The sequence below is a fragment of the Lelliottia sp. genome, from assembly GCF_045627565.1.
Taxonomy (GTDB): Bacteria; Pseudomonadota; Gammaproteobacteria; order Enterobacterales; family Enterobacteriaceae; genus Enterobacter.
Genome location: NZ_JAZQNX010000010.1, coordinates 32,911 through 47,246, shown reverse-complemented (window position 1 = coordinate 47,246; position 14,336 = coordinate 32,911). Strand labels below are relative to the sequence as shown.

Below are 14,336 nucleotides of genomic sequence, written 5' to 3'. Positions count from 1 at the left end.
AAAATAGTCAAAACGGCAACCTTGGTTGCCGTTTTGCTTTTCACTACGCTACTTGCTGACTTTCTTCATCTGCACGCTGAGCTTCCTCTGCTTCTTGTTGCAGAAGTTGCTTCTCGTACACTTTGAAGAACGGGTAATAGATAATTCCCGAGACTAACGCCAGCAGAATGACCAGCAGCGCCGCACGGAAATCCCAACCCAACGCCCACGCAGCGCCCACCGGAGCAGGAGCAGTCCATGGCACAACGGAAATAACACGACCAATAAGATCCAGCTTCATGGCTGCCCAAGCGAGCACGGCGTTAACCATGGGTGCCAGCAGGAATGGAATAAAGAACACCGGGTTCATCACAATCGGTGTACCAAAAATAACCGGTTCGTTGATGTTGAAAATACTCGGCACAACGCTCAGACGACCAATGGAACGCAGATGCGCAGAACGACTGCGCAAGTAACATAAGACCAGACCCATTGTCGCGCCCGAGCCGCCAATGACGATGAAGAATGTCCAGAACGCTTCCATGAAGATATGCGGCAGTGGCGCGCTTTGTGCCAGTGCAGATTGGTTCATGCCAAGGTTGGTCAGCCAGAACATTTGCAGCATTCCGGAGACAATCGCCGCGCCGTGTATTCCGGCAAACCACAGTAAATGCGCGATCAGCACCGCCAGAAGAATGGCAGGCAGAGAATCCGCTGCGGAAACCAACGGCTTGAAGATAGACATGATGGCTTGCGGAATGAGCATATCAAACTGAGACTGGATAAAGAGGCTCAGCGGGTAAAGCGTCAGGACGACAACCAGCACAGGAATCAGAAGATCAAATGAGTTTTTGATCATCGGCGGAACCTGATCCGGAAGACGAATACCAATATTATGCGCTTTCAGGAAACGCATCATTTCGACGCAGTAAATCGCCACCAGAATCGCTGTAAAAATCCCGGTCCCGCCCAAGCTATCAACCGGCATCGCCCCTTTCGTTTTCGGCGCAGCAACCAGTAAAAACGCCATTAAGGACAACATCGCGCACATAAACGGGTCAAGCTGATGTGACTTAACGTAGTGCTTGCCCAGGTTATAAGCGATCGCCGCACAAATGTAGATGGACATAATGCCCATGGTCATATCAAACGGGGTGAGGATTTGCCCTTCGAACTGCTTCGCCATATCCAGCCACGCGCGCGCAAAGCCCCACGTGGTATCCGGTGAGAACGGCGGGTAAGCAAAGACTAATAAGAATGAACCGACAATCATGAACGGCATCGCAGAAATAAATCCATCGCGAATGGCCATCACATGACGCTGGGAGGAGATCCGCCCGGCAATGGGACTGACATAGTTTTCGACAAATCGGAATATCAAATTAAACGCAGCATGGTTGGCAGACATAATGGTTCTCCTGTCAGATGATCAGTTCCGACGCAGACGCGTCATACGGTGTTCCATACATCATTTTCACCACCTTGCTGGGTCATGAACCAGCGGCAAAACAGGGACGGATCGTTTCATGATTGACTCTTATTATTGGATACAGGGGACGTTACACAGTCAGTATTAATCTCTCTTTCTCGCTCTGCAACCGGTTACTGTAACCGGTTTCCGTGATTGTGAAGGCGATCCAGAAATCGGGGGTCAGGGATATTTGTTACTTAAGAGATATTTACAGAGCATAATTTCTTATGACAGATTACGCAGGATAATTGTCAGGAGATAACAATGAGTTTGCAGTCCGTACAGCAATTTTTTGCTGACAATGCCCCAGATATTGATGTCATTGAGTTGAGTCAGAGCACGGCCACCGTTGCGTTGGCTGCCGCAGCCCATCACGTTGAACCGGGTCAAATCGCCAAGACGTTATCGCTCAAAGTAAAAAATGAGGTGATTCTGGTCGTGGCGAAAGGCGATGCACGCCTGGATAACAAAAAGCTGAAAGACACTTTTGGCGCAAAAGCGCGAATGCTCAGCAGCGATGAAGTGGTGACATTAACCGGGCACCCTGTTGGGGGCGTCTGTCCCTTTGGGCTAGAAAATCCTCTGTCCGTTTTTTGTGACATCTCGCTCAAGCAATACGACGAAGTCCTGCCCGCTGCCGGGTCAATCCGCAGTGCCGTGCGCATTAAGCCTGAACGAATGGCCGAACTCACATCGGCTAAATGGGTTGATGTTTGCATTTGAATTGTTGCGCCAGAACTCTGGCGCAGGGAGGCTTTCGCCTTTGCGCTATGAGTAAAATGGCGCAACCCATAAGGCGAACCGCGGTTTAACCATCGGCAGATTCCTGAGAATGTCGGCCGCCGCGAGAAGTCCAACGTCAGAATTCACACCCAGTTTCAGCATCGCGTTGTATTTGTGCGCACGGATGGTTTTGATATTGCGCTCTAGCTGTTCCGCAATTTCGGGTATGGAAAGACCCGATGACATATATCGCAAAACCGTTCGTTCGGTTGGGCTTAAGATCCGGGTGTGACCGCCATGCCAGTGGGTAAACGCGTTATTGTTCACCTGCCCCATCTCACTCAACAGAGTGATGAGCTGTTTTCTTAATACGACCAGTGACGAAGACTTGCTAATAATCCCGTGAAGACGAGAAGGGGAAAGCTGGCCGATCAATCTCGCCTCAACCTCATCGCCCGCCAGGATAATGCGTTGTATGGCGCCATGTTTAAACGCAAGTTCGCGCATATAAACCAGACAATTCCGTCGTTCTTCTCGGGCGTCTGACAGCGAATAGATCACCGAAAAAAAAGGAATATACGTTAGAGCAGTATTAAAACTGTCGAAATCCCTAAACAAATGCAGCTGATATTGCCGAAATGAAACCGTCGTAAAAAAATGTGCCAGACCCATAGCACTCATATCACAGGATTCTATGACTGCAATGTGTTTTCTTGCGATATTTGTTTCCATTCCTTTGGTTCTCCATAGGGTGAAATTAAGTTTAACTCTCTCATTCCTTGTGAACTGTTGATCCATGCGTACATTTCAGCATTACCGTGCAGTGATAACCGGCGCATCGCACTATTTTTCTGAGCACTGATCGTCTTGTTACTTTTATTCAATAAGGACGCAATTTGATTAATACCCCAACCTTTACCCAGAAGACGTAATACCTGACGCTCAGAAAGCGTCAATGTTACGGCTCGCTCAGGCGCTTTGTTCAACGCCTGTGGCTCAGGAAGTAACAAGGCCTGACTTATCCGCTCAGCACGTTCGCGGCCCGCACAGAGGGCGTTAATCACTCCTTCAACCGGCCCCATATCTGAAAGGAGAGTGCTCTGCGGACACATCAACAACTCAATCGCCAGGGGGTACAGAGGTCGGGAGATTAAAAATATCCAGTGAATACTCTTATACTGACTCATTAATAAATAATATTGTTCAAGCGCGCCACGAGGATTAAAGTATTCGCCTGAGATATCGGCAATGACGACGGACGCTCTTTTAACTTGCAAGCTTGTCAGTTCATCCTGAGTTCGACAATATGTCGCTTCATATTCAGGAAACTGCCTTGCCATCATGCATCCCAACCCCATTTGCACCATGGGGATTTTACTAATCACAATTGCAAACTTGCTCTTCACTGACGACATAGATTCTCCGATTCCTTTCTTCATCTATTATAAAGATATTTAAAGTCCAATTTTAGATACAAGTAACATTCTTAAACAGAAATAACAGCAGAGATGATATTAGCAAGGTATTCAGTCAATCATGACACCTAAACTCGATATTAATATAGTACAAAAAATCGCATAACTTAATAGCCTAAACATGAAATATCAATAACGGTTTACGCATTAAGAAATGATATATTTATGTCTTTATCATTCACAAAATATATAAAGCCTGTTTTGCCTCTTTTCACTGATTGCACAAATGTTGATCTGACTCAGAGCCAGAGCGCCTGGGGTTTGTGCTAAAAATAGACATTCCAGACAATCTGGCAGTTCTCATTTTTCAGGGTTTCAAATGCAGGCAGATCAGTCGTCACAACGCGCCGTCACGCGGCTTTGTATTCAGTGCGGTCTATTTCTATTGCAACATGGCGCGGAAAGCGCGCTGGTCGAAGAACTCTCCACACGGCTGGGTCTCGCGCTCGGAATGGACAGCGTCGAGAGCTCCATCTCTTCAAATGCTATTGTGCTAACAACCATAAAAGAGGGGCAGTGCCTCACCTCAACGCGTAAAAACCAGGACCGTGGGATTAACATGCACGTAGTGACGGAAGTTCAGCACATCGTGATCATGGCTGAGCATAAGCTGCTGGACCTGAATACGGTCGAAAAACGTTTTCATCAGATCAAACCCCTGCGTTATCCGCGCTGGTTAGTGGTCGTGATGGTGGGCCTTTCCTGCGCCTGCTTTTGCAAACTCAATAACGGCGGCTGGGACGGCGCAGTCGTGACATTTTTCGCCAGCGCTATCGCAATGTATGTTCGCCAGCTTCTCACCCAGCGACATATGCATCCGCAGATCAACTTTTGTATCGCCGCGTTTGTCGCCACAACTGTCTCCGGTTTACTGTTGCGCCTGCCCACGTTTGCCAACACACCCACCGTCGCGATGGCGGCCAGCGTGCTGCTCCTGGTACCAGGATTCCCGTTAATTAACTCCGTTGCAGACATGTTCAAAGGACATATCAATACGGGCCTGGCGCGCTGGGCGATTGCCAGTTTACTGACTCTTGCCACCTGCATTGGCGTGGTGATGGCAATGACGTTGTGGGGGCTGCGCGGATGGGCATAATCGAGTTTCTGTTAGCCTTGGCACAAGACATGGCTCTGTCCGCTATTCCCGCCGTGGGGTTTGCCATGGTCTTCAACGTGCCGCATCGCGCCCTTCGCTGGTGTGCATTGTTAGGTGCCATCGGCCACGGGTCGCGGATGGTGATGATGACCGCCGGGTTTAACATTGAATGGTCAACGTTCATGGCTTCTATGCTGGTCGGCTGCATCGGTATTCAGTGGTCACGCTGGTATCTGGCGCATCCAAAAGTTTTCACCGTTGCCGCGGTGATCCCCATGTTCCCCGGCATTTCGGCTTATACCGCGATGATCTCGGCGGTAAAAATTAGCCATTTTGGCTACAGCGAACCGCAAATGATTCTTCTGCTGAGCAACTTCCTCAAAGCCTCATCAATCGTCGGCGCGCTCTCCATTGGTCTGTCGATACCCGGTTTGTGGCTGTACCGTAAGCGCCCACGCGTTTGAGATTTGTGTTATCGCGCTGCCATGGTGATAATCCCTGCATTCTGTTTGGCAATGTAAGGAGAGGAAGTGGCTAACCCTGGCAGCGAATTCCCCGATCACAATGACGACTCCAGTTTGAAGGACAAAATTTTTCAAAGCGCGATCGCCCTGTTTGCTGAATACGGGTTGAACGGCGCACGCATGGAACAAATTGCCGAGAAAGCCCGTACCACTAAACGCATGGTGGTCTATCACTATAAAACCAAAGAAAATCTGTATCTTCAGGCACTCGAATACGTTTATACCCAGATACGCGCCAGCGAAAAACAGCTCAGTCTGGCGGACTTACCGCCGGTTGAAGCGCTGGTGCATTTGGTAGAAGCGACATTTGATTATCATGCCGACCACCCCGATTACATCCGAATTATTTGCATGGAGAATATGCAGCGCGGCCGCTTCATGCAGCAGTCCAACTATTTGCGTCAGGTCAACCGCAGCGCGCTGGATTTACTCGAAGCGATCCTGCGTCGTGGAAAAGAAAAACAGCTTTTTAATCAAACCGTTGATGCCCGTGATTTACACCGCCTGATCAGCAGTTTCAGCTTTCACTACGTCGCCAACAGTTACACCTTCACGCTGCTGTTTGAAGACGGCGCAGATGAGCAGGCGCAACGTCAGCACTATCGCAAAATGGCCGTTCAGGTCGCATTGCGCTACACCTGCCCATAAAATCGCTTGCAATTAAATCGCGCACTACCTATATTGGATTCATGAAGACGAAAACGACCGACACCACCGCAGCGCTGTTGCTGGATAACCAGCTCTGTTTTGCCCTTTACTCGGCAAACCTGGCGCTCAATAAGCTGTACCGGCAACTGCTGGCACCGCTTAACCTGACCTACCCCCAGTATCTTGTGATGCTGATTTTGTGGGAGCAGGATGACATCACGGTGTCGGAAATTGGCGAACGTCTGTTTCTGGATTCCGCAACGCTTACCCCGCTGCTGAAGCGACTGGAAAGCGCCGGTTTGATTGTACGCCAGCGTTCACGTCAGGATGAGCGTCAGGTCGCCGTCACGCTGAGTGATGACGGCCGCGCGCTGCAACAGCAGGCGCAGGACATTCCTCAGGCTGTTGGCTGCGCTGCGCAATGCGATACCGAAACCTTGGTCGCACTTAAGCAACAGCTTGAGCAACTGCGCCAGCAACTCCATCGCGCCTGAAGCTATAGTTAATACGTATTGATTTAACCATGTATATCGCACGCTATTTAATAGCGCACATAAAAGTAAGATGAGGAATCTGCCATGTCTTTAGAAAAAGTTGTTTATACCGCCAAAGCCAAAGCCACCGGAGGCCGTGATGGCCGTGCGACCTCTTCTGACGGCGTACTGGACGTTAAACTGGGCGTACCAAAAGAGATGGGCGGCATGGGGGGGGAAGTCACTAACCCAGAGCAGCTGTTTGCTGCGGGCTACTCTGCCTGCTTCCTGGGCGCAATGAAGTTCGTCTCTAACCGTGACAAAATTGCCCTGCCAAAAGATGCCTTTATCGAAGGCGAAGTGGGTATCGGGCCACTGCCAACTGGTTTTGGTATCGAAGCCAAACTGAATATTCACGTTGAAGGTATGGATCCAGCAGAAGCCAAAAAACTGGTTGATGCGGCACACATCGTTTGCCCTTACTCCAACGCGACCCGTGGCAATATCGACGTCACACTGAATATTATCGCGTAATTCCAGTTCGCTACCCTCTCCTCTCTGGAGAGGGTAAAACCCCCGCACGATCCCCTGCTTCGCCCTTCTTCTCTGTGCTACCATAAGCCCATATCACGCCCGCAGTCATTCAGTAGAGAAAGTGTATGTCCTCCAGAATTTTGACCACCAGCGTCGCTGGAATTGATGCCTTTATGCGCGATCCCCGCGGCGTACTGAATAACGCCGAAGGCGGCACAATCGCCGTATTTGCCGACAATGCGCCGGCTTTTTACGCGATCACGCCCGATCGTCTGGCCCAGCTTTTGGAAATCGAAGCGCGCCTGTCGCGCCCAGCGAGCGACGTCGCTCTGGATACACAATTCTTCGAAGAACCCGCCAGTGCGCCCGTCGCGATCCCGATGGGGAAATTCGCCATGTACGCAGGCTGGCAGCCCGATGCTGATTTCCAGCGGCTGGCAGGTCTGTGGGGCATAGCGCTCGCACAGCCCGTGACGCCAGAAGAATTGGCTGCATTCGTGACTTACTGGCAGGCAGAAGGCAAAGTGTTTCACCATGTACAGTGGCAGCAAAAGTTAGCCCGCAGCGTGCAGTTGAATCGCGCCAGTAACGGCGGGCAGCCAAAACGCGATATCAATGCCTTTTCCCAGCCGGATTCACAGATCCCACACGGATTCCGAGGTGCTAAATGAAAAATGTCGGCGAGTTAATGAAGCGTCTGCAAAAAATGATGCCAGCCAATGTGAAGCCCGCCTTTACCACTGGCGAAGAGCTCCTGGCATGGCAGAAAGAACAGGGTGAGATCCGCGCTGCTGCACTGGCCCGCGAAAACCGCGCGATGAAAATGCAGCGAACGTTTAACCGCTCCGGTATACGTCCACTTCATCAGAATTGTTCCTTCGATAATTACAAAGTGGAATCCCAGGGGCAAATGAACGCCCTGAACTTGTCGCGTCAGTATGTGGACGAATTCGACGGCAACATCGCCAGCTTTATCTTTTGTGGTAAGCCTGGCACCGGCAAAAACCATCTCGCGGCAGCAATTTGTAACGAACTGCTGCTGCGCGGTAAATCGGTGCTGATCATCACCGTCGCCGACATTATGTCGGCCATGAAAGACACCTTCACCAATCGCGAAACCACAGAAGAACAACTGCTTAACGATTTAAGCAATGTCGACTTATTGGTCATTGATGAAATCGGCGTTCAAACGGAATCCCGCTATGAGAAAGTGATCATTAATCAGATCGTTGATCGCCGCTCTTCATCCAAGCGCCCTACCGGCATGCTGACCAACCATAATATCGATGAAATGACCCGCCTGTTGGGTGAGCGCGTGATGGATCGCATGAAGCTCGGCAACAGCCTGTACGTGATTTTTGACTGGGAAAGCTTCCGCAGCCGCGTAACGGGCAAAGAGTATTAAGACATTTCCAGGAATGGCGCACCTTTGAGCAGTATATACTGGTGCCCATTCCAGCCCAACCGGGGCCATTCTCGAGTCAATATCATGAAAAAAAATCGTCTTCTCAGCACTGCTCTCGGCGTCGCTCTGCTCACTGGCGCAGCACACGCCGCCTCATGGCAGGACTCTTTATCCAGCGCAGCCAACGAACTGACCAAAGGCAGCGGCTCTGAAAGCGGTGGCCTTTCGGCGTCATCCCTGACCAGCCTGTTAGGTAACAGCAATCAGAGCCTGAGCGCAGGCACCATGAACAACGCGGCGGGTATTCTCGGCTATTGTGCAAAAGAGAAACTGGCATCGGTGACGGATACCCAGAACATTAAAAACCAGGTTCTGGGCAAATTGGGCATGGACACCCAAGAGCAGAAAAGCGACACGAACTACATGGATGGAATCCAGGGCCTGCTGAATGCGCAGAACGGCGAGCAGTTGAATCTGAACACCCTGGGTGACTCCGCGCTGGCGAAAAAGGTGAAAACCAAAGCCTGCGATCTGGTGCTAAAACAAGGCGTTAATTTCCTCTCCTGATCCATCCCATTTTCTGCCACAACACGCCGCGTTTGCCAGGTTATCCTTGCGCCGCGGCGTCAGAGTCGGATTTTGCTTACTTGCCAGCGTCTCCTTCCCCTCATAGCGGGATGCGACGGCGTTCAAAATTTCCAATTTCTAAACCAAATCCTAACAACAGCACAATTTAGTGACACTAAAATTGCAGCTGTGTGACTTCGCTATTAAATTGGTTTCCCAAAAAGTCATCAGCTGGCCAGGAAAGAGACTGGCGCTATTGAGGATAATGCTGTTGTCAGAGTTTATATCCCTTACCCTTTTCCTGGCTTCCATCGGCATTTACGCGTGGAAAGCGGGTCGCAATACCTGGTGGTTTGTTGCCACGCTTCTGGTATTGGGCATTTTTATTGTTTTGAACATTACCCTGTACGCCAGCGATTACTTTACCGGTGATGGTATTAATGACGCCGTACTTTATACCCTCACCAACAGCCTGACGGGCGCAGGTGTGAGTAAGTACATACTTCCGGGTATAGGTGTCGCCCTGGCGCTGGTTGCGGTGTTTGGGACGCTGGGTTGGGTCCTTCGCCGTCGCCGTCACCATCCGCACCATGTGGGCTACAGCCTGCTGGCATTGATGCTGGCGCTTGGGTCGGTCGATGCCAGCCCGGCGTTTCATCAGGTGACGGAGCTGGTAAAATCGCAGTCGCGCGATGGCGACCCAGATTTCACCGCGTATTATAAAGAGCCCGCCAAATCCATTCCCAATCCAAAACTCAACCTGGTGTATATCTACGGGGAAAGCCTTGAGCGTACCTATTTTGATAACGATGCGTTCCCAAACCTGACGCCAGATCTCGGTGCACTTAAAAACGAAGGGCTGGATTTTAGCCATACCGCGCAATTGCCTGGCACGGATTACACGATCGCCGGCATGGTTGCGTCCCAGTGCGGCATTCCGCTGTTTGCGCCCTTCGAAGGCAACGCCTCCGCTTCGATGTCGAGTTTCTTCCCGCAGAATATTTGCCTGGGCGATATTCTGAAAAACTCCGGCTACGAAAACTACTTTATGCAGGGCGCAAATCTGCGTTTCGCTGGCAAAGACGTGTTCCTGAAATCCCACGGATTCGAGCATCTTTACGGCGCTGAAGAGTTAAAAAACACCGTCGCCGATCCCGCTTATCGCAATGACTGGGGGTTCTACGACGACACGGTGCTGGACGAAACCTGGAAAAAATTTGAAGAGCTGTCTCAATCCGGCAAGCGCTTTTCTCTGTTTGCGTTGACGGTCGACACGCACCATCCGGACGGTTTTATTTCGCGCACCTGCCAGCGCAAAAGTTACGCAATCAATGGAAAAGCAAATCAGTCATTCAGCGCCGTCACCTGTAGCCAGGAACATATCGCCGCCTTTATCAATAAAATCAAAGCATCGCCGTACTTTAAAAACACGGTCATTGTGGTCTCTTCCGACCATCTGGCGATGAAAAACACCGCATGGGATGCGCTGAACAAACAGGATCGCAGCAATTTATTTTTCGTCCTGCGCGGCGACCAGCCTCAGCAGGATGTCATTGCCACCAAGCGGAATACCATGGATAACGGCGCCACCGTGCTGGATATCCTGGGCGGCGACAACTTTATCGGGCTGGGGCGCAGTACCCTTTCCGGACAGTCGCTGTCAGAAGTATTCCTGAACATGAAAGAAAAAATTCTGGCATGGAAGCCGGACGTCATCCGCCTGTGGAATTTCCCGAAAGAGATGAAAGCGTTCACCATCGACCAGCAGAAAAACATGATTGCGTTTTCAGGCAGCCAGTTCCGTCTGCCGCTGCTGCTGCGCGTCTCGGACAGCCGCGTCGAACCGCTGCCAGAGAGCGAATATTCTGCCCCGCTGCGCTTCCAGCTGGCTGATTTCGCCCCACGGGATAACTTCGTCTGGGTCGATCGCTGCTACAAAATGGGTCAGCTCTGGTCACAGCCGCTGTCCCTCTCGACGGACTGGTGTGTATCCCAGGGTCAGTTAGGCGGCCAGCAGACGGTGCAGCATGTCGATAAAGATCAGTGGAAAGGCAAAACGGCGTTTAAAGATACGGTGATCGATACCGATCGCTACAAACGTAACGTCGATCTGCTCAAAGTGGTTGATAACGACATCCGCTACAAAGCGGACAGCTTCGTGTTTAACGTGGCCGGTGCGCCAGAAGAAGTGAAGCAGTTCAGCGGGATTTCTCGCCCTGAGTCGTGGGGGCGCTGGTCAAACGCCCAGCTTGGCGACGAAGTTAAAATCGAATATGCCGAGCCGCTGCCCGAGAAATTCGATCTGGTGATCACCGCGAAAGCGTTTGGTCCAAACGCCAATAAACCCATTCCGGTGCGTATTGGCGATACAGAACAGATGCTGACGCTTGGCAATGAGGTCACCACTACCACGCTGCATTTCGATAACCCGTCGCGCAGTCGTACCGTCGTGATTGTGCCGCCGGAACCGCAATCGACTAACGAAGGCAATATCCTCGGGCATTCACCGCGTAAACTGGGGATTGGAATGGTCGAAATGAAAGTGGTCCGGAGCGACGGCTAGCGTTAATAAGAAAGCATGCGAAAAGAAAAGCGCCCTGCCTGAACAGGGCGCTTTTTTACATCAGAAGGTTTCCCAGTTTTCACCGGACGTGGTTGCCGCAGCTTTACGTGCTTTCACTGAGGTAGCGGGCGTTTTAAGACCGGCCTGTTCACGCGATTTCGTCTGTTCCTGCTGAATACGGAACACCGCAACCGCCTGCGTCAAACGACTCGCCTGCTCTTCCAGTGCTGCCGCCGCAGCCGCAGATTCTTCCACCAGCGAGGCGTTCTGCTGAGTCACACGATCCATCTCGGCAACGGCCAGACCCACCTGGTCGATACCGCGACTCTGCTCATCAGAGGCAGAGGCGATTTCGCCCATGATATCGGTCACGCGCGTTACCGCATTGACGATTTCACCCATCGTTTCACCGGCGCTTTCTACCAGCGTAGAGCCCAGTTCAACGCGACCGACTGAATCTTCGATCAGGCTCTTAATTTCACGAGCTGCCTGGGCGCTACGCTGTGCCAGATTACGCACTTCGCCAGCCACCACCGCAAACCCACGACCCTGCTCACCCGCACGTGCCGCTTCAACCGCAGCGTTCAGTGCCAGAATGTTGGTCTGGAAAGCAATTCCGTCGATTACGCTGATAATGTCAGCAATCTTCTGCGAACTGCCAGCGATGTCACGCATGGTTTGCACCACGTTATCCACCACTTTTCCGCCTTTCTGCGCAGTCTCAGACGCGCTCAGCGCCAGATTGCTCGCCTGACGGGCGTTTTCGGCGTTCTGCTTCACGGTAGCAGTTAGCTGTTCCATGCTGGCAGCGGTCTCTTCCAGAGAAGCGGCCTGCTGCTCGGTACGGGAAGAGAGATCGTTGTTACCGACAGAGATTTCGCTCGCGCCGCTGTAAATCGCATTCGCGCCGTTACGCACATCACCCACAGTACTCACCAGCTCACTCTGCATATGACGCAGAGTGTCGGCCAGCTGTCCCATTTCGTTAGTGCCTTCGACATCAATACGCTTCACCAAATCGCCGCTGGCGATATGACGAATGCTGTCGATCAGACGGTTCAGCGGAGAGATCAGAGACTGCTTGATGCCCAGCCAGACGCTAACAATCACCACCAGCACGGCGATCAGCACGCTAATCAGCACCCAGATAGCTTGAGTGTAAGAGCTGTTGCTGTCGGCGACGGCGGTTTCATAGAGATGGTCATTCTGCTGCAGATAATTCACATATTCTTTTTCGAAACCGTCCTGATAGCTCTGAGTCGGTTGATCGAAGAAGTCATTGATTTTACCAGCACCCAGTAGCTGGATAAGCTCAGCCAGCGCACCGTGATAAATATCGTAGTTACGCTTAATTTCCTGAGCTGCAGCATCGCTCTGACGCGGATCGCGCGGCAGGGCTTCGTAGTCGGCCCAGTTTTTTTCCGCCTGCTTCAGGGAAGTCGACGCAATCTGCATCAGATCGTTCACGGTTGCACCGCTACCGATATTGCTCTGATCCATCATGTAACGGATACCCGCGCGGTTCAGGGTATTACGTGTTTGCAGCAACGCAACCCAGCTGCCGTTAAGCGTGGACTGTTGCTGGCGAATAGTTTGAAGAACAGTGAAGTTTTCTTTGTCATGCTTCAGGGCATTAAAGAAAAGACCACCGGATGTCAGTTGTAAAAGGCCGAATATAGCCAAGACCAGCAACAAGCTGGTGACAATCTTGATACGATTTAACATGTTTTCTCTTTCCATCAGACAGATAACAGAATTTTCGGCCTGGATAGTGAAAACTTTAAGGAAATCGTGTTGATGATTTGCGTGACTACACGTCATTTCACAAAAAATTATTAATGTTTATCCTAAATTGGGCCGTTATATATCCATAAGATAAATTTTTGCTTTGTGGCACTGACATATTCTGTCAGTGCCATTGGCATAATTCAGACCTTTTCATGTCAATAAACGGGAATAAATTATGACAACTCCTGCCCGGAGTCGCTCTGCTGAACGGCTCGTCGATATTCTTATGGAGCTGCATATAAACGGTGTTGTTCACCGCAGCGACCTGATGCAAAAATTTAAAATTACTGAACGAACGGTATATCGCGATCTGAATGCGCTCTCACCCATTGTTCAACACGCCGGTAACGGTCAATATCGTTTGATTCACGCCACGCCAAGTTCTCGCGGCCAGGGGTTGCACAACGCTGTGGCTAACCTGCTGAATGCGGATAGTTTTTTTCCGGACAGGGGAGCGGCGTTCTGGCAGAACCTGGAATCACGCGTGGAAGAGAACCATATTCTTATCCTCAACAATGATGCAGAACATACGGTACAAAAGGATATTCGCCTCTATCTGACGGCTATCGAGAAATCGATTAAAAACCGCCATGTTTGCCTGATGACATATAAAGACAAAACGCGATCGGTAAATCCCTACAAATTAATTAACAAAAAAAATATATGGTATTTACAAGCCACCGAAAATGGCAGGTTAAAATCATTTTCACTGAGCCAAATAAGCTGGTTTGATATTCAAAAAGAGACGTTTATTCTGGATCCGCATACTCAGGAATTACTGGAGAAAAATCTCGACCCATGGGTCAGTGAAGAGACTTTCGAAGTAAAAATATTTACCAATAATAATATCTCTCACTATTTTAAACGCCGAGACCTGCTGCCAGAGCAGGACATCGTGGCGGAAAGCCATGAGGGGATCACTATCCACTGCCAGGCGGCGCATGAGAACCAGATCCTGCCGCTGATCTTCTACTGGCTGCCCAATATTCAGATCGTAGAGCCCGAGTGGCTGCGGGTGAAGCTTTTCGAGACGCTCGAAGGCTACCTGTCGACCGCTCACGCTGAATCACTCGAAGAAACACTGTGATCT

Annotated in this window: 15 protein-coding genes; 11 read left to right on the top strand and 4 right to left on the bottom strand. The window is 50.8% G+C overall.

Annotated features, from left to right (window positions below):
- Nucleotides 1-43 precede the first annotated feature (43 nt).
- Complete coding sequence (locus tag ACKI5T_RS08025) at nucleotides 44-1,387, bottom strand: PTS cellobiose transporter subunit IIC (RefSeq protein ID WP_012015936.1); 1,344 nt, start codon at nucleotides 1,385-1,387, stop codon at nucleotides 44-46.
- Nucleotides 1,388-1,714: 327 nt separating this feature from the next.
- Here ACKI5T_RS08025 and ACKI5T_RS08020 point away from each other — a divergent pair, with 327 nt between their 5' ends.
- On the top strand, nucleotides 1,715-2,173 hold the full coding sequence (locus ACKI5T_RS08020) for a YbaK/EbsC family protein (protein WP_012015935.1): 459 nt from the start codon (nucleotides 1,715-1,717) through the stop codon (nucleotides 2,171-2,173).
- Between the two features lie 45 nt (nucleotides 2,174-2,218).
- On the opposite strand, the gene bglJ is transcribed toward ACKI5T_RS08020, so the two are convergent.
- Nucleotides 2,219-2,854, bottom strand: a complete 636-nt coding sequence (gene bglJ, locus ACKI5T_RS08015; RefSeq protein WP_407437106.1) for a DNA-binding transcriptional activator BglJ — start codon at nucleotides 2,852-2,854, stop codon at nucleotides 2,219-2,221.
- An 11-nt stretch (nucleotides 2,855-2,865) separates the two neighbouring features.
- Nucleotides 2,866-3,588 (bottom strand): LuxR C-terminal-related transcriptional regulator, encoded by a 723-nt coding sequence (locus ACKI5T_RS08010; protein WP_407436895.1) that lies wholly within the window; start codon nucleotides 3,586-3,588, stop codon nucleotides 2,866-2,868.
- Nucleotides 3,589-3,967: 379 nt separating this feature from the next.
- Between ACKI5T_RS08010 and ACKI5T_RS08005 the strand changes: the two genes are divergently transcribed.
- The 9 genes from ACKI5T_RS08005 to opgB all read left to right on the top strand — a co-directional run bounded on the left by ACKI5T_RS08005 (nucleotide 3,968) and on the right by opgB (nucleotide 11,458).
- Entirely contained in the window at nucleotides 3,968-4,744 is a 777-nt protein-coding gene (locus ACKI5T_RS08005; RefSeq protein ID WP_407436893.1) for a threonine/serine exporter ThrE family protein, read from the top strand.
- On the top strand, nucleotides 4,735-5,208 hold the full coding sequence (locus ACKI5T_RS08000; protein ID WP_012015931.1) for a threonine/serine exporter: 474 nt from the start codon (nucleotides 4,735-4,737) through the stop codon (nucleotides 5,206-5,208). The genes ACKI5T_RS08005 and ACKI5T_RS08000 overlap by 10 nt, the downstream gene beginning before the upstream one ends.
- A 66-nt stretch (nucleotides 5,209-5,274) precedes the next feature.
- Nucleotides 5,275-5,916, top strand: coding sequence for a TetR family transcriptional regulator (locus tag ACKI5T_RS07995; RefSeq protein ID WP_407436891.1), 642 nt, complete (start codon nucleotides 5,275-5,277; stop codon nucleotides 5,914-5,916).
- Nucleotides 5,917-5,957: 41 nt separating this feature from the next.
- Complete coding sequence (locus tag ACKI5T_RS07990) at nucleotides 5,958-6,410, top strand: MarR family winged helix-turn-helix transcriptional regulator (protein WP_407436889.1); 453 nt, start codon at nucleotides 5,958-5,960, stop codon at nucleotides 6,408-6,410.
- 84 nt (nucleotides 6,411-6,494) lie between these two features.
- Complete coding sequence (locus ACKI5T_RS07985) at nucleotides 6,495-6,923, top strand: organic hydroperoxide resistance protein (RefSeq protein ID WP_012015928.1); 429 nt, start codon at nucleotides 6,495-6,497, stop codon at nucleotides 6,921-6,923.
- A gap of 125 nt (nucleotides 6,924-7,048) precedes the next feature.
- Nucleotides 7,049-7,594, top strand: a complete 546-nt coding sequence (gene dnaT / locus ACKI5T_RS07980) for a primosomal protein DnaT (RefSeq protein WP_407436886.1) — start codon at nucleotides 7,049-7,051, stop codon at nucleotides 7,592-7,594.
- A complete protein-coding gene (gene dnaC / locus ACKI5T_RS07975; protein ID WP_012015926.1) occupies nucleotides 7,591-8,328 on the top strand; it encodes a DNA replication protein DnaC in 738 nt (245 codons plus the stop codon). The genes dnaT and dnaC overlap by 4 nt, the downstream gene beginning before the upstream one ends.
- An 84-nt stretch (nucleotides 8,329-8,412) precedes the next feature.
- Entirely contained in the window at nucleotides 8,413-8,895 is a 483-nt protein-coding gene (locus ACKI5T_RS07970; protein ID WP_407436884.1) for a DUF2501 domain-containing protein, read from the top strand.
- A gap of 271 nt (nucleotides 8,896-9,166) precedes the next feature.
- Nucleotides 9,167-11,458 carry a phosphatidylglycerol--membrane-oligosaccharide glycerophosphotransferase gene (opgB, locus tag ACKI5T_RS07965; RefSeq protein ID WP_407436882.1) on the top strand — a complete coding sequence of 764 codons (2,292 nt, stop codon included), beginning with the start codon at nucleotides 9,167-9,169 and terminating at the stop codon, nucleotides 11,456-11,458.
- Nucleotides 11,459-11,518: 60 nt separating this feature from the next.
- Here opgB and tsr read toward each other — a convergent pair whose 3' ends face one another.
- On the bottom strand, nucleotides 11,519-13,183 hold the full coding sequence (gene tsr, locus ACKI5T_RS07960; RefSeq protein WP_407436880.1) for a methyl-accepting chemotaxis protein: 1,665 nt from the start codon (nucleotides 13,181-13,183) through the stop codon (nucleotides 11,519-11,521).
- 238 nt (nucleotides 13,184-13,421) lie between these two features.
- Here tsr and ACKI5T_RS07955 point away from each other — a divergent pair, with 238 nt between their 5' ends.
- Nucleotides 13,422-14,333: a helix-turn-helix transcriptional regulator gene (locus ACKI5T_RS07955; RefSeq protein ID WP_407436878.1), complete on the top strand. Its 912-nt coding sequence runs from the start codon at nucleotides 13,422-13,424 to the stop codon at nucleotides 14,331-14,333.
- The last annotated feature ends 3 nt before the right edge of the window (nucleotides 14,334-14,336 follow it).

Coding starts and splice junctions, on each gene's coding strand:
- dnaT (WP_407436886.1), top strand. CDS start 7,049: ATGTCCTCCAGAATTTTGACCACCAGCGTCGCTGGAATTGATGCCTTT.
- bglJ (WP_407437106.1), bottom strand. CDS start 2,854: ATGAGTGCTATGGGTCTGGCACATTTTTTTACGACGGTTTCATTTCGG.
- ACKI5T_RS07970 (WP_407436884.1), top strand. CDS start 8,413: ATGAAAAAAAATCGTCTTCTCAGCACTGCTCTCGGCGTCGCTCTGCTC.
- ACKI5T_RS07985 (WP_012015928.1), top strand. CDS start 6,495: ATGTCTTTAGAAAAAGTTGTTTATACCGCCAAAGCCAAAGCCACCGGA.
- ACKI5T_RS08005 (WP_407436893.1), top strand. CDS start 3,968: ATGCAGGCAGATCAGTCGTCACAACGCGCCGTCACGCGGCTTTGTATT.
- tsr (WP_407436880.1), bottom strand. CDS start 13,183: ATGTTAAATCGTATCAAGATTGTCACCAGCTTGTTGCTGGTCTTGGCT.
- ACKI5T_RS07990 (WP_407436889.1), top strand. CDS start 5,958: ATGAAGACGAAAACGACCGACACCACCGCAGCGCTGTTGCTGGATAAC.
- ACKI5T_RS08010 (WP_407436895.1), bottom strand. CDS start 3,588: ATGTCGTCAGTGAAGAGCAAGTTTGCAATTGTGATTAGTAAAATCCCC.
- dnaC (WP_012015926.1), top strand. CDS start 7,591: ATGAAAAATGTCGGCGAGTTAATGAAGCGTCTGCAAAAAATGATGCCA.
- ACKI5T_RS07955 (WP_407436878.1), top strand. CDS start 13,422: ATGACAACTCCTGCCCGGAGTCGCTCTGCTGAACGGCTCGTCGATATT.
- ACKI5T_RS08020 (WP_012015935.1), top strand. CDS start 1,715: ATGAGTTTGCAGTCCGTACAGCAATTTTTTGCTGACAATGCCCCAGAT.
- ACKI5T_RS08000 (WP_012015931.1), top strand. CDS start 4,735: ATGGGCATAATCGAGTTTCTGTTAGCCTTGGCACAAGACATGGCTCTG.
- ACKI5T_RS08025 (WP_012015936.1), bottom strand. CDS start 1,387: ATGTCTGCCAACCATGCTGCGTTTAATTTGATATTCCGATTTGTCGAA.